General features: G+C 36.9%; 21 protein-coding genes. 11 read left to right on the forward strand and 10 right to left on the reverse strand.

What is annotated here, in order from left to right; genetic code table 11:
- Positions 1–34: 34 nt before the first annotated feature.
- The 3 genes from A3Q34_RS16755 to A3Q34_RS16765 form a co-directional block, all read right to left on the reverse strand.
- On the reverse strand, positions 35–955 hold the full coding sequence (locus A3Q34_RS16755; RefSeq protein ID WP_083278066.1) for a sensor domain-containing diguanylate cyclase: 921 nt from the start codon (positions 953–955) through the stop codon (positions 35–37).
- Positions 933–1,760, reverse strand: coding sequence for an alpha/beta fold hydrolase (locus A3Q34_RS16760; RefSeq protein ID WP_070376385.1), 828 nt, complete (start codon positions 1,758–1,760; stop codon positions 933–935). The genes A3Q34_RS16755 and A3Q34_RS16760 overlap by 23 nt, the downstream gene beginning before the upstream one ends.
- A gap of 73 nt (positions 1,761–1,833) precedes the next feature.
- On the reverse strand, positions 1,834–2,682 hold the full coding sequence (locus A3Q34_RS16765) for a LysR family transcriptional regulator (protein WP_070376386.1): 849 nt from the start codon (positions 2,680–2,682) through the stop codon (positions 1,834–1,836).
- 150 nt (positions 2,683–2,832) lie between these two features.
- On the opposite strand from A3Q34_RS16765, the gene rimK reads away from it, so the two are divergent.
- From rimK to A3Q34_RS16785, 4 genes are all read left to right on the forward strand, one after another.
- Positions 2,833–3,738: a 30S ribosomal protein S6--L-glutamate ligase gene (gene rimK, locus A3Q34_RS16770; protein WP_070376387.1), complete on the forward strand. Its 906-nt coding sequence runs from the start codon at positions 2,833–2,835 to the stop codon at positions 3,736–3,738.
- Positions 3,738–4,778 carry a succinylglutamate desuccinylase/aspartoacylase family protein gene (locus tag A3Q34_RS16775; protein WP_070376388.1) on the forward strand — a complete coding sequence of 347 codons (1,041 nt, stop codon included), beginning with the start codon at positions 3,738–3,740 and terminating at the stop codon, positions 4,776–4,778. The genes rimK and A3Q34_RS16775 overlap by 1 nt, the downstream gene beginning before the upstream one ends.
- Positions 4,779–4,786: 8 nt before the next feature.
- On the forward strand, positions 4,787–5,221 hold the full coding sequence (locus tag A3Q34_RS16780) for an ATP-dependent zinc protease family protein (protein WP_070376389.1): 435 nt from the start codon (positions 4,787–4,789) through the stop codon (positions 5,219–5,221).
- A gap of 478 nt (positions 5,222–5,699) precedes the next feature.
- Complete coding sequence (locus A3Q34_RS16785) at positions 5,700–7,529, forward strand: SLC13 family permease (protein ID WP_083278067.1); 1,830 nt, start codon at positions 5,700–5,702, stop codon at positions 7,527–7,529.
- Between the two features lie 217 nt (positions 7,530–7,746).
- On the opposite strand, the gene A3Q34_RS16790 is transcribed toward A3Q34_RS16785, so the two are convergent.
- Together A3Q34_RS16790 and A3Q34_RS16795 are read right to left on the reverse strand one after the other, a co-directional pair.
- The gene (locus A3Q34_RS16790; RefSeq protein WP_070376390.1) at positions 7,747–8,601 is read right to left on the reverse strand and encodes a mechanosensitive ion channel family protein; all 855 of its coding nucleotides are present in this window, start codon (positions 8,599–8,601) and stop codon (positions 7,747–7,749) included.
- An 18-nt stretch (positions 8,602–8,619) separates the two neighbouring features.
- Positions 8,620–9,645: a DUF21 domain-containing protein gene (locus A3Q34_RS16795; RefSeq protein ID WP_070376391.1), complete on the reverse strand. Its 1,026-nt coding sequence runs from the start codon at positions 9,643–9,645 to the stop codon at positions 8,620–8,622.
- 194 nt (positions 9,646–9,839) lie between these two features.
- Between A3Q34_RS16795 and A3Q34_RS16800 the strand changes: the two genes are divergently transcribed.
- Genes A3Q34_RS16800 through A3Q34_RS16815 form a run of 4 tightly spaced genes read left to right on the forward strand, consistent with a single transcriptional unit; the run spans position 9,840 to position 13,005 of the window.
- Positions 9,840–10,811, forward strand: a complete 972-nt coding sequence (locus A3Q34_RS16800; RefSeq protein ID WP_070376392.1) for a magnesium transporter CorA family protein — start codon at positions 9,840–9,842, stop codon at positions 10,809–10,811.
- A gap of 35 nt (positions 10,812–10,846) precedes the next feature.
- On the forward strand, positions 10,847–11,311 hold the full coding sequence (locus A3Q34_RS16805; RefSeq protein ID WP_070376393.1) for a hypothetical protein: 465 nt from the start codon (positions 10,847–10,849) through the stop codon (positions 11,309–11,311).
- 10 nt (positions 11,312–11,321) lie between these two features.
- Positions 11,322–12,110, forward strand: coding sequence for a hypothetical protein (locus A3Q34_RS16810; protein ID WP_070376394.1), 789 nt, complete (start codon positions 11,322–11,324; stop codon positions 12,108–12,110).
- Positions 12,111–12,132: 22 nt separating this feature from the next.
- Positions 12,133–13,005 carry a mechanosensitive ion channel family protein gene (locus A3Q34_RS16815; RefSeq protein WP_070376395.1) on the forward strand — a complete coding sequence of 291 codons (873 nt, stop codon included), beginning with the start codon at positions 12,133–12,135 and terminating at the stop codon, positions 13,003–13,005.
- A 53-nt stretch (positions 13,006–13,058) separates the two neighbouring features.
- Here the strand turns inward: A3Q34_RS16815 and A3Q34_RS16820 are convergent, their stop codons facing one another.
- Positions 13,059–13,913, reverse strand: a complete 855-nt coding sequence (locus tag A3Q34_RS16820; RefSeq protein WP_070376396.1) for a universal stress protein — start codon at positions 13,911–13,913, stop codon at positions 13,059–13,061.
- 224 nt (positions 13,914–14,137) lie between these two features.
- Between A3Q34_RS16820 and A3Q34_RS16825 the strand changes: the two genes are divergently transcribed.
- Together A3Q34_RS16825 and A3Q34_RS16830 are read left to right on the forward strand one after the other, a co-directional pair.
- Positions 14,138–15,889: an autotransporter assembly complex protein TamA gene (locus tag A3Q34_RS16825; protein WP_070376397.1), complete on the forward strand. Its 1,752-nt coding sequence runs from the start codon at positions 14,138–14,140 to the stop codon at positions 15,887–15,889.
- Complete coding sequence (locus tag A3Q34_RS16830; RefSeq protein WP_070376398.1) at positions 15,886–19,620, forward strand: translocation/assembly module TamB domain-containing protein; 3,735 nt, start codon at positions 15,886–15,888, stop codon at positions 19,618–19,620. Before A3Q34_RS16825 ends, A3Q34_RS16830 begins: the two co-directional genes overlap by 4 nt.
- Before the next feature lie 62 nt (positions 19,621–19,682).
- Here A3Q34_RS16830 and A3Q34_RS16835 read toward each other — a convergent pair whose 3' ends face one another.
- The gene (locus A3Q34_RS16835; RefSeq protein WP_070376399.1) at positions 19,683–21,479 is read right to left on the reverse strand and encodes a tetratricopeptide repeat-containing diguanylate cyclase; all 1,797 of its coding nucleotides are present in this window, start codon (positions 21,477–21,479) and stop codon (positions 19,683–19,685) included.
- Positions 21,480–21,685: 206 nt separating this feature from the next.
- Positions 21,686–22,207, reverse strand: coding sequence for a gamma carbonic anhydrase family protein (locus A3Q34_RS16840; RefSeq protein WP_070376400.1), 522 nt, complete (start codon positions 22,205–22,207; stop codon positions 21,686–21,688).
- A gap of 394 nt (positions 22,208–22,601) precedes the next feature.
- Here A3Q34_RS16840 and rimO point away from each other — a divergent pair, with 394 nt between their 5' ends.
- Positions 22,602–24,056: a 30S ribosomal protein S12 methylthiotransferase RimO gene (gene rimO / locus A3Q34_RS16845; RefSeq protein ID WP_070376401.1), complete on the forward strand. Its 1,455-nt coding sequence runs from the start codon at positions 22,602–22,604 to the stop codon at positions 24,054–24,056.
- 285 nt (positions 24,057–24,341) lie between these two features.
- Here the strand turns inward: rimO and A3Q34_RS16850 are convergent, their stop codons facing one another.
- Positions 24,342–24,617 (reverse strand): hypothetical protein, encoded by a 276-nt coding sequence (locus A3Q34_RS16850; RefSeq protein WP_070376402.1) that lies wholly within the window; start codon positions 24,615–24,617, stop codon positions 24,342–24,344.
- A gap of 40 nt (positions 24,618–24,657) precedes the next feature.
- Complete coding sequence (locus tag A3Q34_RS16855; protein ID WP_070376403.1) at positions 24,658–25,332, reverse strand: PEP-CTERM sorting domain-containing protein; 675 nt, start codon at positions 25,330–25,332, stop codon at positions 24,658–24,660.
- Positions 25,333–25,485 lie beyond the last annotated feature (153 nt).

A 25,485-nucleotide genomic window follows, 5' to 3' on the forward strand; every position in this document is an offset into this window, starting at 1 on the left:
GCATTTAAATTTTAAATCTTAAGTTTAACGAGCATTAATCAACTTTATACACCTCGGTTCTATTTCTACCAAGTTCTTTTGCTTTATATACAGCATTATCAGCCTGAGCATAGAAGTCAGTAAATGATATTTTATCTTCACAAATACTGGCACCAATACTTACCGTTAATGGTTTATTATCAACCTTAACGTTAGCGATTAATTGATGTAATCTTTCACAAAATAATAAAACATTCACTTTGTCTGTGTCAGGCAGCATGATCAAGAACTCTTCACCACCAAAGCGAGCAACGAGGTCAGTTTGTCGACAAAAGGCTTTCAACTTTTGACCCAGCTCTTTTAATACTCGGTCTCCTTCTAAATGGCCAAAGCTATCATTTATTTTCTTAAAGTGATCAATGTCGAGCATTAATAAACCAACCGATTGATGAGATCTTGCTGCCTGCTCAAGGACTAAAACACTTCGATATTTCATTTCTCTTCTATTTAATAACTCGGTTAACTCGTCAGTAGAAGCAAGTAATTTCAATGCTTCTGCTTGCTCTTCTAATGTTTCGCGGGTTTTTAATAATTCATTATAAAGTTGGTCTCTTTTCGAGGCATTAAAAAAGCTCCAATAAATACAGCCATCATCACCTAAATGCGCGTTAACGGTTACTGGAATTCGACCCCCTTGAGCATTAAATATAATCAACTGCATTTCTTCACACGTTTTTTCATGTAAAAGTGTTGGAATGAGATAACTTTGAAAAAATATTTTTGACGATTTTGTGAAAATCACATCGGTACTTTTACCGATAAGCGCTGCTGGTTGCCATAATAGTTCAGTGGTAAAATACGTATTAACATAAGTGATGATTCTTGCCGAATTAGTGACTAAAGCGCCGCAGGGAAAACTATCCAGCGAATAATTTTGCATGTTACTTTGTGCTTTATTTTTGCGTGTTGTGGTCATGGTTTGCATATTCTATTATTAGGTCGACAATTTCGTTCGGATGCGTCATATGTAAACAATGACCGTCAGCCAGAACCACTTCCAGATGACTATTCTTTATTTGGCTATGAATAAACTCACCAACAGTCGTCGCGGCCAAGGCATCATTCTTACTTTGAAAAATTAATGAAGGTTGCTGTATATTTTTTAAAATATGGCGATAATCAGATAAAAATGTTGCTTCAGCAAAATTCTTCGCTATAACAGGGTCTGTAGAGCAAAAACTTCCCGCTAACTCTCCTACTAAATCTGTTGAATGATCATTTCCTATCACTAATGGCGCTAAATAATCAGCCCAACCAATATAATTTTTATCCATCAGGCTTAATAGCTCGATTAAATCTTCTTTTTCAAAGCCACCCAAGTATTCAGGAGGAAAGTTTAAAAAACAAGGAGAAGGGCATATCATGATAAGCTTAGAAAAAAAATCAGGCCTTGCAGTGGCGGCAATTGCACCGATGATACTGCTTACTGAGTGCCCGACAAAGATTGCATTTGATAGCTCTAGCACTTCAGCTATTTCAATAATATCTTCGGCATACCCTTCAAGTTGGCTATAACGTTTTTTGTTGTATTGTGATATATCTGAACCACCAGAGCCGACATAATCAAAGAGTACGATGGTAAACTTGTTCAATAGCTTTGGTGTTAAAAAGCGCCACATGTTTTGATCGCAACCAAAACCGTGCGCAAGAAAAAGTGTTTTATCACCTTTACCAACAATTTTAACATTATTTCTAATCAACACCTCTTTTGACAAAAGCATAATATTTCCTACTCAAACGTATCGTTAATTCAAGGTCACTAACCTTGTTTATACTACTAGCTAATAACCTTGTTTATATTACCACAGAAGGAAACAGTTGCAGTGTTTGCTCAATTATATCAGTTTTCTGACTTTTAGCTAAATAAGCAGCATATATATCTCTTGAATATACCGGCGCTTCTTCAACCAGGTATAATTTATTTTTCTCGATATACTCAAAAGTCATTTGTCTGGGTAAATAAGCACTTCCGCCGGCGTCTAAGAGAAAATTTAATGCAATTCTTGGTTGGCTCATATAGTGTCTTGCGGGAGGAGCATCTTGAAACTCTCGAAGGTGTTGCGCATTCACTGATTCACCATAGTCGACCATTATGTGGTTATCTAATGCTAACTTTTCCCTAGTATCGTTTGGCTCTGTGGTCACTAAATGTAGTGGCACCGTGGCGACTTTTTCAGTGATTAAATCTTTAACAAAAGGCGGCTCGAAGAAAAAGGCAACATCAACCACACGACTCAGTAAACTCTTTCTAAGCTCTAAAGGCGAGTAAGTGTTGGTTAATAAACTTACATCATCAAGATTGCGGTGTATCTTTTTTAACCAATCTTGTAAGACAATATCCCAAATAGACATCATTGAGCCAACAACTAATTGATAAGTATCACTGTCTGCCACACCAACATCTTGTTTAGTTTTTTGCCACATAAACAATAACTCATTAGCATGTTTTATTAACCGATTACCTTCAGGGGTTAATTTTAAATGCTTTTGGCTTCGGTCAAACAACAGTACACCTAAATCACCTTCTAATAACTTAATCCTTGCGCTTACCGCAGATTGAGTAATGAATAAGTTCTCAGATGCTATTCTAAAGTGCAATGTACGGCTCACTTCAAGAAATGTTTTTAATAGTTCGATTCTCATATAAACCTCGATAATCAATGCAATCATTTTTTTTGATTAAACTCATCAAAATATAGCGCTATATTATTTAATAAGCTGACTATACACTCCACAGCACTTATTACCTCACTTTTTATCATTAAATAAAAGTGAATATCAAAAGACTGACTTATGAAAATTGCTATCTTATCTAGAAATAAAAAACTTTACTCTACCCGTCGTTTAAAAGAAGCGGGTGAAGCTATGGGCCATGAAGTTGATATTATCGATACTTTGCATTGCTATATGGACATTACGAGTAGCCGTTCATCGGTGCGTTATCACGGTAAAGAACTACCAAAGTATGATGCAATTATTCCTCGTATTGGCGCCTCTGTGACTTTTTATGGCACAGCTGTGGCAAGACAATTTGAAATGATGGGTACCTTCAACATTAATGAGTCTGTCGCTATCAGCCGCTCACGCGATAAATTACGGTCATTACAGTTGTTATCGCGTAAAGGTCTAGGGCTACCGCGAACAGGCTTTGCCAGCAAACCTGATAATGCTAAAGATTTAATTAAAAATGTTGGTGGCGCGCCAGTGGTTATTAAGTTACTCGAAGGTACGCAGGGCATAGGTGTCGTATTAGCCGATACCGCTAAATCAGCTGAAGCCATTATCGAAGCTTTTATGGGCTTAAACGCGAATATTTTGGTACAAGAGTTTATTAAAGAAGCCGGTGGTGCAGATATTCGCTGTTTAGTGATTGGCGGTAAAGTGGTTGCGGCGATGAAACGTCAAGGCGCTGAAGGTGAGTTTCGTTCTAATTTACATCGCGGCGGCTCTGCTGAAGTGGTTAAATTATCTAAGGCTGAGCGTGATACTGCTGTCAGTGCTGCAAAAGCGATGGGCTTGAACATGTGTGGCGTCGATTTACTGCGTTCACAAAATGGTCCTATGGTCATGGAAGTTAATTCATCTCCTGGCCTTGAAGGTATTGAAAAAGCGACGGGCAAAAATGTTGCAGGTATGGTGTTTGAGTTTTTAGAAAAAAATGCAAAACCTCATGACACCAAAACACGTGGCAAAGGATAATGAAAGTGAGTTCTACAGACATATTACGTATTGGTGAATTTGAAATTTTACCTGGAGAGCAGCGCAAAATAGATTTACCGGTTGCTAAGTTATATACCGATGCCGACGTTTCTTTACCCGTTCATATAATTCGCGCTAAAAAACCCGGGCCCACTATTTTTTTGAGTGCAGCGGTACATGGCGACGAATTAAATGGTATTGAAATTATTCGACGCTTGATCCACGAAAAGAAACTTAAAATAACGCGAGGCACAGTTATTGCTGTTCCTATGGTTAACGTTTATGGCGTGGTTAATCAAAGTCGTTATATGCCTGACCGTCGTGATCTAAATCGTTGTTTTCCTGGCTCTGCGAAAGGCTCTTTAGCGGGGCGTGTTGCACATATTTTTCTCAATGAAATCGTAAAACATTGTGATTACGGTATCGATTTACATACTGGGGCCATTCATCGCTCAAACCTGCCACAAATTAGGGCGGATATGTCTGATCCCGATACCAAAGCCTTGGCGGAAGTGTTTGGCGTACCGGTTGTGTTGAATTCTACTTTAGTTGACGGCTCGTTAAGAGAATCAGCCGTTAAAAACGAAACTAAAATACTCTTATATGAAGCGGGTGAAGCGCTGCGTTTTGATGAGTTTTCAATTCGAGCGGGCATGAAAGGTATCTTAAATGTTTTACAGTATTTAGGCATGACCAGAAAAGTTGTCCGCACTAAGAAGAAAAAACTTGTGCCCTTTATTGCTAATGGTAGTCAATGGGTGCGCGCAAATGCCAGTGGTATTGTCCATAATATTGTTAATTTGGGCGATCAAATCACTAAAGGTCAAGTGTTAGCCGAAATTGGTAGCCCATATGGTGCTATATACGATTCGGTTAAAGCAACACGCTCAGGCATTTTAATCGGTAAGCAAAATATACCGCTAGTACAAGATGGAGAAGCTATGTTTCATGTCGCGTATTTCAGTGAAGACGATGAAGAAATCGCTGAACACATTGAAAACGTACAAGAGCAGCTTTTACCTGAAAATGACGACACCTAGGGAAGCGTATGAAAAAAGCGAATAAAGTTGTTATCGGCCGTTTAGAGTCAATAGCTTTGCCAGATTTAGCTATTGACGAGTTACAAGTGCGAGTTGATACCGGCGCAAAAACGTCGTCGTTACACGTTGATAATATTACAAAAGTTATTAAAAATGGCAAACCTTCTGTTATTTTTGATATTCATCCCGATGCGCATAATGTTGATACTATTGTTAAATGTAGTGCGCCAATTAGTGACATCAGGAAAATAAAGTCATCCAATGGCACCGTAGAGCAACGTTACGTTATTGAAACATTAATCGTACTTGGCGAAGAAAAGTGGTCAATTGAAATAACCTTAACCGATCGCTCTGATATGAGTTATTTAATGCTGTTAGGAAGAGAAGCCCTAGGCAAACGTTTTCTTGTTGACCCCTCAAAAGTCTTTTTAGGATCAAAATAGAAAGTGAGCTAGGTTAAGCCTTACCTATACGTTTTTTTATATAAACAGCGATTCATTGTCTGCGGTAAATACCACAAAAGATGAATCGCTGTTCGACACTCAACGTTAAAAATAGCGAATTATCTACCGTCAAATGATCTCACAATATGCAAAATATATTACCGCAACTTTGTTGTCACTAAAAGTTTCCTATTGCTCTCTGTCTGCCAAGTCCTCGCTTTTTAAAGTGCACATTAAGAGAGACTGCTGAATTATTGTTACCACTTTTTTTACTAATATAGTTCACGCTTTAACAAGCTCGTCATAAAAAAATCTATTGATTAGTGGCTATGTACTTAATTGAAAACACGTATTATAGTTATTAAAAATACTTAGAATAGGCTTCATTGACTTGTAATAATTTGGCGCATTCCTTTAGAATAAGCTTTATAAGCAGTGGCTGTAGCCGCTAAATAATTAAATTAACTTGGTACTACTTTTGAATATTCCTGACTTACCTAATAATCATGCATTAGCGGTATTACTGATTACCGTCTTTGCCTTATATCTCTTTCGTCGAGACGATATCCCTTTAGAAACCTCTTCTTTGGCTGTTATCGCTATATTGTGTTTGGCGTTTGCATTCTTCCCTTTTTATATAGATGGCACACATTTCGAACCTAGCTCATTATTTTTTGGCTTTGGTCATGAAGCCTTAGTGACGGTTTGTTCGTTAATGATCATTGGTCACGGCATTGTGCGTACAGGTGCATTGGAGCCCATTGGGCGATACTTGGCTAAATTATGGAAAATAAGTCCAACATTATCTTTGTTGCTAACACTTGTTTTAGCTGGAGGCTTAAGTGCTTTTATTAATAACACCCCGGTTGTGGTGCTGTTACTGCCTATCTTGATCAGTGTATCACTGCGCACTAAAACAGATTCTTCGCCAATGCTACTGCCGATGGGATTAGCAACCTTAGTGGGGGGAATGGCGACAACGATAGGTACATCGACCAATTTATTAGTGGTTAGTATTGCAAAAAATATGGGGGCAGTTGAATTTGGGCTCTTTGATTTTATACAACCAGCACTTATTGCTTCTGTTGTTGCCGTACTCTACTTATGGTTAATTGCGCCTAAACTTCTCCCAAGCAGAACACCATCAATGCCTGATACATCGCCACGTCTATTTAGCGCTTATCTTAATATAAATGAAGAAAGTTTGGCTAACGAGAAAACAATTACCGAGATAATTGCTTTGACTGATGGCCAACTAAAAATTGAGAGTATTCAGCGAGGCGCCAACTATCGTAATATAATGCCTTTGCCCGATACCGTGCTTATTGTCGGTGACCGCTTAAAAGTTCATGACTATCCAGACCGTTTAAAAGAATATGAATCAGTACTAGGAGCCACTTTATTCTCCGGACTGCATAAAGTTGATGACGAACACCCCCTAAAAGCCGAGAAACAAACGTTGGCAGAGATTGTTATTATTGCTGGTTCAGGGGTTGAAGGACACACCTTACAACAAGTCAATTTTATACAAAAACACAGCATATCAGTGATCGCTTTGCATCGAGCAGGTAAAGCGATGGAAATTGGTCGCAGCAGTATCGGCAATACCCGCCTGAAAATTGGCGATGTCTTACTGGTACAAGGAGAGCAAGAGCAAATTGATTTATTAAAAGCTAAACAAGGGCTACTCATTATTGATGGCGCGGAGTCATTACCTCAAACAAGTAAAGCACCCATTGCTTTAGGTACCTTATTGGCAGTGGTTGTATCGTCAGCGTTAGGCATTTTACCTATTGAAATTAGTGCGGTTTGTGGTGTACTCGTCTTGTTATTAACAAAATGTTTAAATTGGCAAGAAGCTTCATCAGCACTTAGTACGCAAGTTATTTTAATTGTTGCCGCGTCTTTAGCGTTAGGCTCTGCAATGATGACAACCGGTGGCGCTGAGTACATAGCCCAAGTGTTTGTCGCCTTATCATTTGGTTTACCACCAGGAGGTGTCTTATCAGCCTTAATGCTGTTACTGGCGATATTAACTAATATTGTTTCTAACAATGCTGCTGCTGTTATTGGTACGCCTATTGCTATTTCTGTTGCTAGCCAACTCAACCTACCAGCAGAACCCTTTATATTGGCAGTACTCTTTGGTGCTAACTTAAGTTATGCAACCCCTATGGCTTACAAAACTAACCTATTGGTAATGAACGCTGGTGGTTATCGTTTTTCTGATTTTATGCGTGTTGGTATTCCCTTGATTATTCTAATGTGGGTAACGTTATCCTTACTGTTAAATTGGTTATATTTGTAAGATAAACAAAGCAGTCTTTTGTTTTAGGCTGCGCTTATCTTCGTTAATATACTAAAGATGAAAGGTGCATTGGTAAGCAAAAAGCCTCATTAATAATGAGGCTTTTTGTAACGTTGAAGTCCGGTGATGTTTGTTGTGGGGCTTGTAAATAAAGAACAACTCAGCTGTTGTGCTTATGGTTCAGCTACAAAAACTAAGACCCATTACAAAACGATGTTTATTTATTAATATTTTTTAAAGCTTTATTCTCAAACCATAGTTTCATAAAGTCAGACGTTAATTTTTGTTCTATTTCCATCGCACTTTCAGTGGGGCAAAAAATAGTAAAAAACACCTGAGTGTCACCCAGCTCAGAGGTAGCTACTTGAATGTGCGGTTTTGGACCTGCAATTTTTATATCTAAGCGGTTTTCAATAAGGTGATTATAACGAACTGCCACATCTTTAAAGTCATGACAGTATAAGTTCGCTTTCTCATACAAGGTATCGATAAAGTCAAAGGGGTTAGCACTGTCATCACGTACTATAGTGAAATGATGTACCGCATAGCGCTTGAGGAAATTAAGATTTTTAATTACCGACGTAATTAACTGGCTATTAGGCAAATATAACGTTTTGCCGGTATATTCATAATCATCTTTATTGACCTCTAGTAAAGTAAGTTTAGCCCAATCGGTAGAATGCACCTCACCAACATAGTTACCTACTTGTATCCAGTCACCAATACGAAAAGGTCGACTCGATAATATATAGATAAAACCAATAAAACACTGAATAAACTCTCGAGTCGCTAATACAATTGCCACAACAAAAGCGGCAATAGAAAAAGCAAACTTTTGGATTTCTTCGGACCATAGATTAAAAAGTAAAATAATGATCGATATGGTAAAAATATTATTTACCATATTGATTTTTAATCTTTTGGTTTGTTTCGATTTTAGCTTTATAACTTTTATGATTAAATTTTTAATCAAAAATGAAGTCATCAGCAGTAAAAAAGTAACAATAAATTTATATTCAAACAATAACTCGGTAAAACTGTTTAAGTTGAATATTTTGTCTAACCATTCCATTATAAATATTTAACCTGTTTATTTTATATTAGGAAGCATGCCTTTAAGTAGTAAACCAAAAATGTCTGCGCCAGTAATAATACGTTTGGTTTCTCCCCAAATAAGCAATACATCATGTTCTATTACACCATCAAAGTTTTTGTCAGTAGACGTATTCACTTTCATTTTCAGCATAGCTTCATTTAATGGTGTCGTTTCATCCGTTATCACAACAGGACGATGACAATAATTGTAAGGGTCAAAATCGCCTGGTTGATATAATGCTGCTCGTGAATAACCGTCTGCATCAAGCACGAGTAATGGATAGCCAGCTTCATTGGTCAGTATTACCCAACTATGGTTAGTTTCATTTACCAGCATTAAAAATGGGTCGTCTGGACTTTGTGTCGTTACCGGAATAATAGGTAAGTCTAGCTTTGTCGGTAGGGCAATAATTGATTTAGGATCAATTATTTCACCTTCTTCAGTGACCTGTATTTCATCTAAAGCAAAAAAGTTTAACGCGCCAATACCTTCAACATGATTAAGGTCGGCTTCTTCTGCGGTAATGTGCTGGCGAATAATACTTCTAAGTTCACTTTCTTCAAGGTAAGTAATACCTTCTTTGCCGAGCCAAGCATCTAAAATAAGTGCGGTTGGTTTGGCTACTGGGTAAAAGAGGAACTGATAAAAGCGAATAATAGGGGCGAGCATACTGCCCATTTTTAAGGCATTTCTTGAGAAATAAGCTTGCGGGGTAATTTCACCAATAATCGTAATGGCAATAGTTGAAAACAGAAAAGCACTGACACCAGTAAGTACAGAATCAGAGAGCATTGTTAACAACACATTAATTCCAACATTACCCCACAATATCGTTGTTAATAAAAAGTTTGAGTCATCTCTTAGACGTAAAATGGTTTGTGCTGCTTTACTACCCTTTTTAGCTTCAACTTCTAAATGCAGCCGACTTATAGAAAAAAATGCGAGATTTAATCCTGAGAAAATGGCTGATTGAGTTATACAAAAGGCGATGGCACACCAAGTAATAATGTCAGTTGACATGTAATAATCCTAATAGGAATGTTAATAGCTTTAATTGGGTGAATTATTAACTTTACTTGCTGAGATAACAACTAATTATTTGACCTTTACTTTAAAATATTGCTTATAATGGGAAAGTTTATAACGTTTACTATCAGTTATTATTTTTAATGCTGATATCAGCATTATTTTGTAATTATACTTAAGGATTTATCATGATTAAATGTATGTTAATTTCACCCTCTGCGCCTGTTAAAATTGGTGGCGAAGAATTAGTCAGTGAATGGCAACAAGATGAAAGCACCGTGCTATGGATTGATCTTGATAAAGTGGAAAAATCTCAAGAAAAAAAAATATTAACTCAATTTGGCTGTCACCCTTTAGCTATTTTAGATGCTCAAAGAGAAAGACACCCTCCGAAAGTTGAGCTGTTTGATGATTTCATCTTTCTGCTTTACCGTGGTTTTGTTGCCAAAGAAAACAATTTAACCTTTGAACATGTACAAATCAGTATGTTTATCGGTCAACGGGTGTTAATTACCGGTCATCCTGAAAGTTCGATAGCGATAAATACCTTATTTACTGCCAGCAGTGAAAAGTATTTAGCGAGAAGTCCAGTACACTTAGCATTGAAAATATTTCACAGTAGTTGTGGTAATTATCTACAGCAATTATTTGACTTTGAACAAAACTTAGAAAAAATTGAAGATCAATTTCAAGTCAGTGGTAACGATAAAATGATGCGAGAAATTACTTCACATCGTTCGAGATTGGTTAAAATTAGAAGAACTTTTAATTACCATGTAACTGTTGGTAATACCCTAAACAGTTATCTTGAAGATGACGAAACATCACTTATTACAGAACAAGAAATACATACAGTAAATGACTTAAGAGAGCGACTTGATCGATTGTTGAGCCTCTCTCAAATGTATTATGATATTTGTGGTGACTTAATTAACGGTTATATGTCGGTTACTTCACATCAGCTAAACGCAACAATGAGAGTATTAACGGTTATCACCGCTTTGTTCGTCCCTTTAACTTTCCTCGCGGGAATATATGGGATGAATTTTGAATACATACCCGAGCTTAAATTTGAACACGGTTACTTTACTTTGCTTGGGGTGATGTCGGTTATCTCTGTTGGTCTTATTGTTTGGTTTAAGAAAAAACGCTGGTTGTAATAACCACTAATTTAATTAAAAAAAGAAGACAGATATTGAGCGATTCAAAAACACTTTATGAAGCACAAGTCATTAACATCAGAAAAAGACAACCGATAATGGCTTGGTTACTTTCTTTAACCCTGATTATTATGGGCTATTATTTGTCAAAAACTCAGTTTTTAGGGCTAGAGTGGCTTACTAGAAGTGGTTGTTTAATTGTTATCATTGGTGTTTGGTCAAGTATTGGCGGCATTATTGCTGAACGTATTCTCATCAGTAAACTTAATATTCAACATCGCTTGGTATTGTCACGAGCCAAAATGAAACTCAGAAAAGTTAATGTGCCAACAGAGTACATCGACAAAGAAATTGAAACGATTGAAGATAATTTTGACGATAAAATTGATGTTGTTAAAGACAATGTTAGATACCAGCTCGGTATTTTAGAAGTTTCATTGTTGATAACAGGGACCTTTATCTGGGGATTTGGCGATTTATTATTTAAAGTTAATTTTTAATGAGTAAACTATGAGTAACAACATCTGGTGGGGCGAGTTTACCTTTGATGACAGTCATGAAAAAAAATGTTGGAGCGTTGGTCAACGCGCGATACTCATAAAGCGCAAGGCAACTGAGTGGAACATTTGGAATATTGAAAATAAAGAAGAAGACCAAGACATTGTGGTTTCTGCGGGCGAAAACTTTGCACTAGAAAGCGATGCTGATATCGGTCGTTTTTTAGAGAAAGCCAGTTCTGATAAAATAAAAGTATTTCCAAAATTAGCCGATCGTTCGGTTATTGCACGTCCTTCATCACCGCTAACTATTTTAGCAGGTGAAAAAGTTCAGCTGTTTATTAGTACACCTATTTGGTTTTATGCTGAAACATTCCCAAGTGCTAAATGCTTAGTTGATTTACCCTTTTGGCGTCCGTCAGATTCATGGTTTGGTAGCTCAACCATCGACGGGCAATTGTGCTATGCAAAATATACCTCTGCAAAAACTAAACTTGAAGAGCTTGATTTACATCCCCACCGAGCAACAACGTCAATTACGGTGATTAATAGCCATAACAAAGAACTTATCATCAACAGGATTAATGTTCCTGTTAATTATTTACATTTATACAGTGATGATAAAAACCAACTGTGGACATCTGGCATAACCATTGAAAGAAATAATGAATCAGCCGATATTGAATTAATTATAGAAAGAAGTGTTTCAGTTGAATTTCAACCCCTTACCGCGATAAGTTCTCCGCGAGAAACCTCTGAACACGGTAAATTAATTCGCAGAATCAGTAACTTATTTGGGTAAACTTTAGTTAGGTAAATATTATATGGAAGTCATTAATGAGTTTTTTAATATGCTCAAAGCATCTCATTTATACACCTTAACACAGGCACTTATTTTATTTGTGGTCGGCTACTTTATTGCTAAAGCGCTCAGTAGTGCGATGGAAAGAATTGTTAGCAAGAAAATGACGACACACGGAGTGTTTTTGTTAAAAAGAACGGTGTTTTATACCTTACTGGGCTTATTTGTCTTGTCGGCTTTAAAGCATATTGGTATCGACTTAACAATATTACTTGGCGCAGCGGGAATTTTTACTGTCGCGATTGGCTTTGCTTCACAAACATCAGCATCAAATTTAATCAGTGGCATATTTTTGATGATAGAAAGACCTTTCTCAATCGGCGATGTGATTAAAGTGAATGACATCTTAGGGGAAGTTATTTCAATTGATTTATTGTCTGTTAAATTAAGAACCTTTGATAATTTATTTGTTCGAATACCCAATGAAAGCATGATAAAAAGTGCGGTCACCACCATGACAAAGTATCCCATTAGAAGAGCAGACTTAAAACTAGGTATTGCTTATAAAGAAGATATTGAAAAAGTGCGTGATTTATTATTAAAAATTGCCGAAAAAAATGTTATTTGTTTGGAAGAGCCAGCCCCTTTGTTTATTTTGACCGGGTTTGGTTCATCGTCAGTTGATATTCAGTTTTCAGTGTGGTCAAGAAGAGAAAATTTTCTTGCGCTTAAAAATGAAATGTATCAGAACATTAAGAAAACATTTGATGAGCAGGGCATTGAGATCCCATTCCCGCATATCAGCCTTTATGCCGGGAGTGCAAGTAAACCTTTTAAAGTTGCTATGAATGAGAACCCGAGAAGTACGGCAGATGTTGTATCCAAAGAAGAGTAGTGACTGAATCAACGTTGAGCATTAACCTTGCTGGTTAATGCTCATTATTTATTTTACTGTTTAATAAGCAATAAATCACATGGCGGCTCATATAAAAAATTTGAGGTAGTACTTCCCACCCAAAACTTATCCAGCATGTTTCTATTCACTAGACCGATAAATAAAATATCAATATGGTTTTTGTTAATATATGACTTTAAAGCCTCTTCAGGTAAACCTTCTAGTAATTTGTATTGATCGCTCTTAATGCGGAACTGATCAGCGAACTCTTTTAAACCATCTTGGTGCATCGACAATACTTTGTTTTTGTATTGGTATAAAACCGATGAAATATAACAACAGTGGATAAGTTTCCATTTTACTGAAAGTGAATCTTCCCAGTTTTTTAAATGCTGAACAATATTTTCATCAATTTTTGCTGGGCGATCATTTTCGTGTAATGGGTCAACGGCGCCAATGGCATTGATTTTTTCTTTCCATACCTTGTCAGTTAATAATAACACGGGTGCGTTTATTTCAGTGAGTGTTTGAAAGATGGGATGTCTTTGTTTAGGTGGTGTGTCTTCTATAATTAGCAGGCCATTATTTGTTTTTGCTAATTCAGTATTGATTGTTTTTATGTGATCTGCAGACTCTGAAACAATAATTTCAGCTTTAATTGCACTCATTTCTAATGCTTTAAGCAAGGTCTGTTTTTTCTTGTTAATCGCCACTAAATCTTCATTAGCCGTTGATGAATCGCCAACCATGGCATGCCAATACCACCGTTGGGTAGATTTTACTTTAGCATCGATGATTATTTTAACGCGCATTTTATGAGTATTGGCGAGGTGAATAACTTTATCTAAAGTGATGCTTTTATAAAAATAACGTCCATCTATAAACCAAATTAATTGCTCAGTTATCATTTTATTCCCTCATTTTGGATGTTAGTTCCCGGGTGGGATTGACCTAATTTTGTTAAAACGGTCTGGCGACTTTGCTGAAGAAGTCAATATTGTGTAAATTTATCGTAAGGTTGAAAGTATAGATAGTTATTTTTACCTTAAAAATTTTCTATCGGCAAAACCAGATAAACTGTTATGCTATGCTTTTATTTAATTACTGCAAATTTCACGGATAATCTAGCATAATGTATAGTCGTTTTTTTTTGTTCATCTTGTTTTTTTTAATCTCACCATTTGCAACCTCGAACACACTTCTCGTTCAACTATCAGATAACTTATCCAGTGCAGCAAAACAAAATATTTATGCTTATCTAGGCAGTTTGCCAGAGAATGACACCGAGCGAACAGCATTTGTTTTTACAGCGAAAAAACAGGTCTTAAATGCGCTTAAGGCACTGGGTTATTACCGTGCTGAGGTAACAAGTTCAATTGACAAAAATCTAGATAAAAATATTTGGACGCTTGGTCTTGTCGTGATACTCAATCAGCCAACGAGAATAAAACACGTGCGTATTAACCTAAGTGGTGACGCTTTAGGGGATAGTGCTTTTTCAGACATTATCAGAAAGGTGCCGATTGTCAGCGGAGATATATTACATCATGGTATTTATGAGCAATTTAAAACAGACTTGGTTTCTCTTGGCTTAGAACGAGGTTACTTTGATAGTAAGTTCATTAAAACTAATATCGCTATAAACAAAAGTTTGGATACCGCAGAGATTATTGTTCACTTTGACAGTGGACCTCGTTATCGTTTTGGTGAAATAAAGTTTAATGATTTTGATATCAATACAGATATTTTGAAACCTTTGATTTCTTTTAAGCCAGGTGATTTTTATCAACAAACCTCACTACAAAACTTACAAAATGAACTCGATGAAACTCAATATTTTAGCAATGTTGTTGTTCGTCCTGAAACTGAGAATAGCGCGAATAACATCTTGCCAATTGATGTATCGCTGGAAAAAGCGAAACGCCATCAATTTAATTTAGGACTAGGCTACGCGACTGACACCAAAGAAAGGTTTTCCTTCGGCTGGAAAACACCGCTAGTCAACCGTTATGGGCATCGTCAAGAAACAAGGTTATCCTATTCAACCATTAATCCGACCGGGCATTTTATTTACAGTATTCCTTTGTCACACCCCAACAATGATGTGTTGCAATTACAAACTGAACTAGAAAAAAATGACTATGGAGGCTTAACCAGTCGATTTTTTTCTTTTCAAGTAGGACGCGTTTATCTAAAAGATGATATTTTACGCCAACCTTATTTAAGACACTTAGACGAAGAGTGGGAGACTGATAATGTTTATGATGATGCCAGTTATTTTATTCCCGGGTTTACTTGGTCTGATATTGATCGTGATGGTCCTTTACTCGATCCATCTAAGGGATTTAGACAATACTATAATCTAGAAGGCAGCTATGAAGGTTTATCTTCAGAAACCTCATTTTTACGCTTTAATGCGCGTTGGAAATATATTTCGCTGTTTGCTCCTAAGCACCGTATTGTCGCACGAGTAGAGCTTGGCTATGTTATTGTCGACAAAGACTTTGAAGAGGAACTGTCTCCTTCATTACGGTTTTATGCCGGAGGTGATCAAAGTATTCGAGGATTCGACTATCAATCAATTGGCCCTAAGGTAACACTTTCAGAAGGTATTAACCCAGTGAAAGAAATCGTTATTGGTGGCACTAATATGGTCGTTGCTAGTTTGGAGTACCAGTACTACTTTTCAAATACATGGCGCGGCGCACTATTTATTGATGCTGGAAGTGTTAATGATAATGACAAACTTGAACCGGTATACTCTATTGGTCCCGGTCTTCATTATATTTCTCCCATTGGGCCGATCAGGTTTGCTTTAGGGTATCCATTGAGTGAAGAAAACCCTTCATGGCGTCTTCATTTTAGTATTGGTGCTGAACTATGACTTATAAACGTGCCAGCTTCACACTTATGGGCGTGTTAACCGGTTTACTGTGTTTCTTTGCCATACTACTTTCAACGCCTTGGGGAGCTCAGTTATCACTTTATTTTGTCGGTAAGGTTTCCTCGCTGCAAGTTGAATACAAAAGTGGTGCACTTTTAGATGACTTAGCGTTACGTAAACTAAAAATTGAAAACGATAGTGCACTAATTAATGCCAGTAACATTCGTTTAAGATTGCATTTGCGCTGCCTATGGAAAAACCAGATTTGTATTGATGAACTCAGTATAGGTGCACTACAAGTCAACATAAAAGAAGCACAGCCAGCGGAATCATCTGAGCAACTTGCCGAACAAGCGATTAACTCAACCAATTTCACCTTACCCTTTAGCGTTAAACTAAAGAAGTTTTCTTTAGCACGCGCCCAAATAACAACTCAGGGGCTAGCAATAAACTTAACCGAGTTTTCTAGTGCTTTATCGGTCAATAAGAATGTTGTGAGTAATATCGCTATTAATATAGATAATGCTCGGTTGCTTAAAGCACATATTAATTTATCTGCGGCGAAGACCTCATCACCACCGCAACCCGTTACCCCTTGGCCACTGGCATCGCTGCCTAAGATGTATTTACCGGTTAAGTTAGCGCTAAAGTCGTTGGTGGTAAAAACGCTAATTATTAACGAATTAGACAATACGGGTAGTGAAAAAACGCTAATTAATACCACAAATAATGTGGCACGTTTATCATGGTTTAAAACGCAATTATCCATTGAAGAATTGTCATCAAAAGTAGCGGCAGTAGGAGAGTTTTCATTAAAAGGAAAAGTTGACTTTGTACCCCCTTATCTTGTTAATTTAGCCTTAAGTAGTTCCATTGATAACTTTGAGTTATTGCCACAACTTAGTCATTCTGAACAAAAAGTTTCACTAAAAGGTGATTTAGCTGATTTAGTAACAACGATTAGCAACGTGGGTGAATTAACACTAACCGCTAAAATGTCAGTGGATGTTACTGACGCAAACTTACCTTATAAATTGCAAGCTGATGTCAGCCAGTTTATTTTACCTGATGATATCGCTAATGTTATTACTCCATCAACCCTGTTACTAAACAGCGAAGGCGACCTTAACCGGCATGTTATTGATTTAAAAAGTAACATTAGTGGCTTTGGTTACCAAGACGCCGCGTTGGAATTACAAGCAACTTACAGCGAACAAACCTTTAAAATAAAGACCTTGTATTTTGAAGAACTCAAAGAAAATAGTCGCTTGGATATAACCGGGGAGTTGCAGATAGGCAATCGATTGTTATGGGATGTTAAGGTGAACTCTTCGGGCATTAGCTTACCTAATATTGATCAGCGTTTATCGGGTCGTCTACAGGGAAATATTTACAGTAAAGGGTTTTGGCAGGATAATGAATGGGCGTTTACGCTAACTGACTCTATGGTTAAAGGTGAAATTAATAAAATAGCTTTTAACGCAGACGGTAATGTTGATATTAACCATAAAGGTCAATTAGCGCCAAGTAAGATTAAGCTCAATTATGGTGATATAGCGCTTAACATAAAAGGGCATAGCGATACCCATTGGAATGTCGATGGCACGGTCAATGTTGGAGATAGCAGTTTATGGTTAAAGGATATTGAAAGTGGAATAACGGCCAATATCTCAATATCTGGTCCAATTGAGCAGCCAGAACTCAATCTACAAGGTGAATTGAAAAAGTTGTTAGTGGCTAATCTTGCCAGTGATGCGATTAAGGTCGAGGTCAAATATCGACCGCTGGATAATCATCAACATCAGGTAGCGTTGAGCAGTGCGCGTATCAATTGGAACGATCACACCATCAATGGTGTTAATTTATCGAGTAGTGGCGATTTAAATCAACAAAAAGTAAAGCTAGCCTGGCTTGGCGATTCAGCGATTGACTTGTTAATTAATAGTGACTATTCACCTGTGGGGGAAGAGTGGCAAGTACAAACTGATCAGGTAAAATTTTCTATAGGTGACGATGTTTTTAAATCAAGTCAGCCACTTAATATACTTTATAACAATAGCCTTAAAACGCTTGCTGTTAACAAACATTGCTGGCTTGGTGACAGCGCTCAGCTCTGTCTAAAAGACGATGCCACCTTAAAAGTAGCTCAAGACGAGTTAACGTTAGCCATTCAATTAGATACAGACCTTTTAACGCCCTTTATTCCTAAAGATATAACTGTGCGGAGCACACTAGCGGGGAATGTTGCTGTCGGTTGGCAACAAAACAAAATGCCAACCGTTAATGCTAAATTACTTATTAGTGATGGCGATATAAAGACAACTAAAGAAGGCGAATTACATCAATTACTTGAGTGGCAAAAGGGTGAATTAACGTTAAAAGTTGATAACAGCAGTGTTGCAGGAAAACTTGCTTTTTTTGCGCAAGACAGTGCTGAAATAGTCAACCTTAGCAGTTCGCTTGTCTTTGCCGATAGTCGCACAATAAATAGTCAGCTTAATATTAATGAGTTTAACCTTTCACCCTTGCAAGTTTTTTTGCCAGAGTTAACCTCACTGGAAGGCCTATTAAATAGCCGTTTAACTGTGAGTGGTGATTTAGATAAACCAATAATAACCGGTGACATTACGTTAACTAAAGGTGAAGCTAAAATTTTAGGAAATATTAATACCTTAACTGATCTTAATATGGCTTTAAAATTTAAAGGTCAGCAAGCGATTATTTCTGGTGGGGTAAATATTAATAATGCCTTAGCTAATCTTAAAGGGGACGTCGATTGGCAAGATGAATTGAAAGGTAATTTTGATTTTGATGGGGAATCATTAAAATTATCAGTCCCCCCGGATCTTACCATAACCGTTTCTCCTCACCTTAACGCCCAAATAAAAGCATCAGAACTGAAAATATCGGGCCGTATAGAAGTGCTCGAAGGTAAATTACTGGTTAATAAATTGCCGCAAGGAAGTGTTAGTTTAAGCAAAGATGTCATTATGGTTAATGATGCAGGCGAACAAGTTGCTAATGAAAAACCATTTGAATTATTTACCAATGTTCGTGTGGTTATTGCCGATGCATTTAAAGTTGAAGGGCAAGGATTTATAGGTCGTCTAGGCGGCGAATTACAAGTGAGTCAGCAGGCAAATCAACCCTTGCAGCTCTTTGGCAGCTTAAAGATACCAGAGGGTCGCTATCGCGCTTATGGGCAAGATTTGTCGTTAACTAAAGGTATTATTTCTTTTAATGGCACAGCAAATAATCCTTATGTCTCAATGCAAGCGACACGTAGCATTGAAAAAGAAAATATTATTGTTGGTATTGATGCAACTGGATTAGCCAACAGTTTGAATATTAAGTTGTTTTCAAAGCCAACCATGCAACAATCTGAAACTTTATCATACCTGGTGAGAGGGCGTGGTTTAGATGCAGAAACCAGCGACAGTAATACCGCTATAGGTGTGGCTTTAGGTTCAGCGTTAACAAACTTTTCTGGTGTACTCACTCAAATAGAAAAGTTACCTTTGATCAATAGAATCGAAATAGATGGAGACGATGAGCAAGCCTCCATCGCTGGCTATTTAGGTGAGCAGGTTTATATTAAATATGGGCTTGGTATAAAGGATCCTATCAATGAATTAACCGTGAGGTTTTATTTATTAAGCAGGCTATGGGTTGAAACAGTTTCTGGGCTAGAAAACTCTGCCGATATTTATTACTCATTCGACATAAAGTAAGCTGGTGACAGGTAATCGTTATTTCCTAATACGCTCGAGAAGTTAATAAACGCTAACCTCCGTTAATCAGCATCTATTGGATTTAAACTAGGAAATAGCAGTACTTTATTACGGCCTTTGTCTTTAGCCGAGTAAAGTGCAATGTCGGCTTGTTTGTATAGTTCGTCGTAATTAGGGTTTTTCATATTACCAAACGTAACACCGATGCTTGCTGTGACTTTAGACTGAAAAGGGTGGGACATTTTTTCAATACTACTTCTGACTCTTTCTGCAAATAAGCAGGCAGACACTTCATTACTATTCATTAATAAAATAACAAATTCTTCTCCACCAATACGTGCAAATAAATCATCTTTTCGACAAAGTCTTTTAATTTTATCTGCAATCGCCACCAACACTTCGTCACCAGCGTCATGACCAAAGTTGTCGTTAATATCTTTAAAATAATCCACATCAAGCAGCAAAAAAGCCATTTCTATATCTTGCCCTCTAAAGCTATCAATTTGATGCTCAAGAAAACGACGGTTACCAATACTTGTTAAATGGTCGGTTTCAGAGGCTTTTTTTAATGTTTTGTTTGTGGCTTCCAAACGAGAAATCACCTGTTTTCTTAGCATTAATACTAGAAATAGCACTAAACTAATTAGTGAAATAACAATGACAGCAAATAGGTACATTGAAGCGTGGCGAGACTCTCGTTCGCTGATCAGTAATTCATCTTGTAGTTTTATGTAATCTCGTTCCAAGAGTAGTTGACTCTCCAATTTTTCTACTAGACCCTTTTGTGTCAACGGTTGAACTTGATTTCTTCTGTTAATGTATTCTGTTTGAATAATCGCCGCTGCTTCAAAATTTTCTTGGCTTAATTCTAATTTTGCTAAATTTTCATAAAGCGCCATTTCACTTTCCACCGATATTTTATTTTTTACCTCAACAATGCCTTTATGATATAAATCGATGGCGGCTTTTATTTGGTTTGTTTGGACATAAATATCAGCGAGGCCTAAGTATGCTGATGCGACAGCAGGTGGATAAACACTACCTTTCTCATCGTTAATAACAAACTTATAAAGAGGTTTAGCCGCCGTAAAGTTTTTTAAATATTTATATACATCAGCTAAGTTGGCTGATGCTTCACTAAAACTAAAGTCATTGATGTAAGCTCTATTTCTTAGCACTTCTTCAAGTAATTCTTGTGCTTTAAGGGGGTTACCGGATCTTAAGTAAGAGACACTTAATCCAACAGAAGCATTCATCTGCATTGCAATGTCATTGAGTTCAGTGTTTATTACGATTGATTTTTTAAAATATTTAGCAGCATTAGTATAATCATTTTGAGAATTAAGCACATTCCCTAAGTTATTATAAACCATCGCTAAATCTTCTTTTTGATCGCTTAATTTAGCAAATTTTAATGCTTCTATATAGTATTTTATTGCATTTTTGTGATCGATAATGAGCTCGTGAAATACTCCCATTGCCCTATTAGAGACTGAGATTAAATGCACGTCCTCACTCTTATTGGCACTATTTATCGCTTGAGTGAGATGTGTGAAAGCTTTAAGGTTTAAACCTTGGTACATCTGTGATTGTCCAAGCAAGCGTAATAGTTTAGCTTTATTGAAATCATTATCTTCAATACTAGTAAAGGCTAGGGCTTGTGTTGCATAAGTGCTTGTTTCTTTTGGAGAGATATAAAGGTAAAAGCTTGCCAGCTCAATTAATGCCGCTAAGCGCGCTTTATCATCTAGAGGAAGTGCTGTTAATGTTGCTTTTAATGAATCAACATTTACCTCGTTTGCTAAAGTTGGTGAGGTGACAATCAGTGACAGTATCAATGCTATTAACCCTTTTATCACTTTAACTCCTAGCGCTGATGTTGTTCTAAGGTTACTTTCTCATATTTTAATCAATAGATAAAACAAAAAAAAGCTAAATAACGGCTGGAAACTCATTAGTTAACGTAAACTCTCTTTATAGCCAAGCACTCAATAACGACCTTAGTGTTAATTACTGCGGGCCATTTAATTTTCAATAAAGACGGTTAACTTAACAATTATGATGCTTAACCTATTTGCTTTAATTCTTTCCTATATTGATGATTGCTTTGAACATAATGCGCTGCGCCTGCTGCGATCATCTCTTGGGTTTTTTCATCGAGTTGTTTAATTACTTTTGCGGGTGAGCCTAAGACTAAACTCCCATCAGGAATAACCATGTTTTCAGTCACTAAAGCATTAGCACCGATCAAGCAGTTTTTACCAATCTTAGCGCCATTTAATACCACCGCATTGATACCAATTAAGCTTCCTTCGCCTATCGTACAACCATGAAGCATTACTTTATGACCAATAGTTACATTTTCAGCAATATTAATGGGGAAGCCTTCATCAACATGCAAAATAGAGCCGTCTTGAATATTAGAATTTTTCGCTATCTTCACTTGTGCTAAATCGGCCCTGATCACAACATTAAACCAAATACTGACATTTTCGCTTAAGTCTACATTTCCTATTACAGTGGCGTTTGGTGCTATAAAACAGCTTTTTGAAATACGAGGAGAAAGTTCACCTAATTGATAGATCATATCTTGATACCTTAATATTAATGTATTGATTTAATATAACTAATTAGAGATTAACAATCATTAACTTTGTAACGTTATAATATTAGTGGTGAAAGAAGTCGTCGTAAATTTATGTAAAGTATATCGCCAAGTCTTTAGCCAAGTAATTATTTAGCACAAGGTAATGAGAGACATTTAAGTTTATTGAATATAAATCTCTGAAACTAATTATTCATCCTATGCCAACATTACTGTATAATCCTGCGCATTAAATAACGACCTAGGTAAAGCACCAGCTTTACACTAAAGGCTGTTAAATCACTATTAACGACGCTGCTCTTTATCTTTATTAAACGATGAGTAAAAGCACCAGTAGCAACACCGTAATAAAATATAGAGCAAGTTGAGGCACAGTATGACCGTAGAACAATTCGACCCACAAGCAACTAAAAAAAGCAGTAATTCAGCCGAGAGCCAGACAACCACATTAGACATTCCGTCCAAGATGATTGAAGAGCAAAAGAATAGTCAACAGCCCTCTAAAGCGGCTAAAATCGGATTTGTTTCATTGGGCTGCCCAAAAAATCTTGTTGATAGCGAGCGCATCCTTACTCAGCTTCGCACTGAAGGTTACGATGTCACCAATAGCTACGATGATGCTGAATTAGTGATTGTAAATACCTGTGGTTTCATTGATTCAGCCGTTCAAGAATCTTTAGATACAATTGGTGAAGCACTTGCTGCCAACGGTAAAGTATTGGTGACTGGCTGTTTAGGCGTTAAGAAAGACGAAATCATCGAATTACATCCTAATGTTTTAGGTGTTACGGGACCTCATGCTTACGATGAAGTGTTAACACAAGTACACAAACATGTAGCCAAGCCTGTTCATAACCCTTTTATTGATTTAGTACCGCCACAAGGCGTTAAACTTACCCCTAAGCATTACGCGTATTTAAAAATATCAGAAGGGTGTAACCACCGTTGTACGTTCTGTATTATTCCTTCAATGCGAGGCGACTTAGACTCTCGTCCTATTGGCGATGTCTTAGGTGAAGCCAAACGTTTAGTTGATGCTGGCGTTAAAGAATTGTTAGTTATATCTCAAGATACTTCGGCTTACGGTGTTGATGTTAAACACAAAACTGATTTTTGGGATGGTATGCCGGTTAAGACTCACATGCAGCAGTTATGTGAAGAATTAGCCAAGCGGGGCGTTTGGATACGTCTCCATTATGTTTACCCGTATCCGCATGTTGATAAAATAATTCCTCTTATGGCAGAAGGTAAAATACTACCGTATTTAGATATTCCTTTTCAGCATGCCAATAAACGTATCTTAAAATTAATGAAGCGTCCTGGTAGCTCTGACCGTGTATTAGAGCGTATAGCTAAATGGCGTGAGATTTGCCCTGAATTAGTTATTCGTTCAACCTTTATTGTTGGCTTCCCCGGTGAAACAGAAGAAGAATTTGAAGAATTATTAGAATTTTTAGAAGAAGCACAATTAGACCGCGTCGGTTGTTTTAAATACTCACCTGTTGAAGGTGCTACGGCTAATGCTTTACCTGATCATAATTCAGACGAAGTTATGGAAGATCGTTTACAACGTTTTATGGCAGTACAAGCGAGAATAAGCGCGGAAAAACTACAAGCACGTATTGGTCAAGAATATTTAATTCTTGTTGATGAAGTGAGTGCCCTTGGTATTGTCGGGCGTTCTTATATGGATGCGCCAGAAGTTGACGGTAAAGTGTATTTGTCTGATGATTATGACGCTAAGCCAGGCGACCTAATGTGGGTCCAAATTATTCATGCCGACGAGCATGATGTTTGGGGCGTTAGAGTTGACGACGAAGCTGAAGATTAATTTTCTTCACAAAGCTTCTACTTTGCTTTATTAAGCTTGATTTAATTTAACATTAGTTATGTTTTATCGCATATAAAAAAGCCCAACTTTAATTAAGCTGGGCTTTTTTGTATTTGAAAAATTAAACGTTAACAGCGTCTTTTAATGCTTTACCTGCTTTAAATTTAGGTACTTTTTCCGTAGCAGTTTGATTTCACCACATGTTAAGGATTGCGACCAAATCCTGATGGTTCAGGAGCGTAAGTTGTACGCAATTATCGCTCCTATTAATATTGTAGGGAACTATTACATAACAGATTCAGCTTTATCTAGAACCTTGTCATTGAACGTTTTAGCTCCCTTATACCCAAGAAACATTGATACTAACCATATGATGAAAGCTAAGGGGGAAGCAATAATGGTTATTGCAAATATAATAACAAGGATTAGGTTAACAACTCCCCACATTATGCTACCTGAATACATTTGAGCTGCTCCAGGAATAAAAAAACCTAAAGCTAATGCTACAATTGGATTTTTCATTTTGTTTTCTAATCTCGCTTGCTGAATTGTGTCGCTCATTTGACTTTCCTTATGAATTTTTAAATGGTTGTTATAAAATTTATTTTAATAATTTACGAGAGGCTATTCCGAATATGCCTAAAGCGAAAATAGCTAAAGTGGATGGCTCTGGAACAGATGTTACCGATGAGTTTTTTATTAATAACGTGCTGTATGAAGATGAGGTACTTGTTGCTTTGCTATCGTAATTTGTATAATCCATAATAAATGCATCATCATTAACAGCCAAGTCATAATAACTACCTGTCATTCTGTGCATTTCAATTCGGCTTAAGCCATGTGTGCCTGCGAATAGTCCAAATGAATATTGAAATTCGCTGTTTAAACCCGAGTTAAGTTCTCGGTTATATCCCATAATGTCGGTTAAATGATATAAAACTGAACCAACGATACCCTCACCATCATTGACATATACGCTACCAGGCAGATGATTGTTTGCATTCTCATATCGTGCCCCTAGTCCTAAAAACGCATTCGCCATCATGCTGTATACATCATCTTTTGTAGCTAATCGCCATCCTTCATATTCATCACCCGAATCTAACTGTGAAGATACATATTCGTAGGTATCTTTATTATTAATACCAAAATCCATCCATTCTAAACCCGTGGTTTCATCAATAAAGCTACCGTTTGTGGTATCTGTAATCAATCCAGCAGATGCTGTAAATGAAAATGCTAAAAACCCAATAACAGCTAATATTTTCTTGAACATATATTTTCCCTTTATTTTATATAGCGTTTTGATGAGGTACCACCAAAGCTCATTCCTGTAACTTTAAAATCAATTATTTATTATCGTTTTGGTTTGTATTAAAAAATGCAGCCATAACGCGTTAAATAGTTATTTTTTAGAACTGGGTATAGG

It is taken from the genome of Colwellia sp. PAMC 20917 (assembly GCF_001767295.1).
In the GTDB taxonomy this organism is placed as follows: domain Bacteria; phylum Pseudomonadota; class Gammaproteobacteria; order Enterobacterales; family Alteromonadaceae; genus Colwellia_A.

Bases quoted from the DNA above. Each gene is read 5' to 3' on its own strand.
- A3Q34_RS16755 (WP_083278066.1), bottom strand. From the start codon at position 955: ATGACCACAACACGCAAAAATAAAGCACAAAGTAACATGCAAAATTAT.
- A3Q34_RS16760 (WP_070376385.1), bottom strand. From the start codon at position 1,760: ATGCTTTTGTCAAAAGAGGTGTTGATTAGAAATAATGTTAAAATTGTT.
- A3Q34_RS16765 (WP_070376386.1), bottom strand. From the start codon at position 2,682: ATGAGAATCGAACTATTAAAAACATTTCTTGAAGTGAGCCGTACATTG.
- rimK (WP_070376387.1), top strand. From the start codon at position 2,833: ATGAAAATTGCTATCTTATCTAGAAATAAAAAACTTTACTCTACCCGT.
- A3Q34_RS16775 (WP_070376388.1), top strand. From the start codon at position 3,738: ATGAAAGTGAGTTCTACAGACATATTACGTATTGGTGAATTTGAAATT.
- A3Q34_RS16780 (WP_070376389.1), top strand. From the start codon at position 4,787: ATGAAAAAAGCGAATAAAGTTGTTATCGGCCGTTTAGAGTCAATAGCT.
- A3Q34_RS16790 (WP_070376390.1), bottom strand. From the start codon at position 8,601: ATGGAATGGTTAGACAAAATATTCAACTTAAACAGTTTTACCGAGTTA.
- A3Q34_RS16795 (WP_070376391.1), bottom strand. From the start codon at position 9,645: ATGTCAACTGACATTATTACTTGGTGTGCCATCGCCTTTTGTATAACT.
- A3Q34_RS16800 (WP_070376392.1), top strand. From the start codon at position 9,840: ATGATTAAATGTATGTTAATTTCACCCTCTGCGCCTGTTAAAATTGGT.
- A3Q34_RS16810 (WP_070376394.1), top strand. From the start codon at position 11,322: ATGAGTAACAACATCTGGTGGGGCGAGTTTACCTTTGATGACAGTCAT.
- A3Q34_RS16815 (WP_070376395.1), top strand. From the start codon at position 12,133: ATGGAAGTCATTAATGAGTTTTTTAATATGCTCAAAGCATCTCATTTA.
- A3Q34_RS16820 (WP_070376396.1), bottom strand. From the start codon at position 13,913: ATGATAACTGAGCAATTAATTTGGTTTATAGATGGACGTTATTTTTAT.
- A3Q34_RS16825 (WP_070376397.1), top strand. From the start codon at position 14,138: ATGTATAGTCGTTTTTTTTTGTTCATCTTGTTTTTTTTAATCTCACCA.
- A3Q34_RS16830 (WP_070376398.1), top strand. From the start codon at position 15,886: ATGACTTATAAACGTGCCAGCTTCACACTTATGGGCGTGTTAACCGGT.
- A3Q34_RS16840 (WP_070376400.1), bottom strand. From the start codon at position 22,207: ATGATCTATCAATTAGGTGAACTTTCTCCTCGTATTTCAAAAAGCTGT.
- rimO (WP_070376401.1), top strand. From the start codon at position 22,602: ATGACCGTAGAACAATTCGACCCACAAGCAACTAAAAAAAGCAGTAAT.
- A3Q34_RS16850 (WP_070376402.1), bottom strand. From the start codon at position 24,617: ATGAGCGACACAATTCAGCAAGCGAGATTAGAAAACAAAATGAAAAAT.
- A3Q34_RS16855 (WP_070376403.1), bottom strand. From the start codon at position 25,332: ATGTTCAAGAAAATATTAGCTGTTATTGGGTTTTTAGCATTTTCATTT.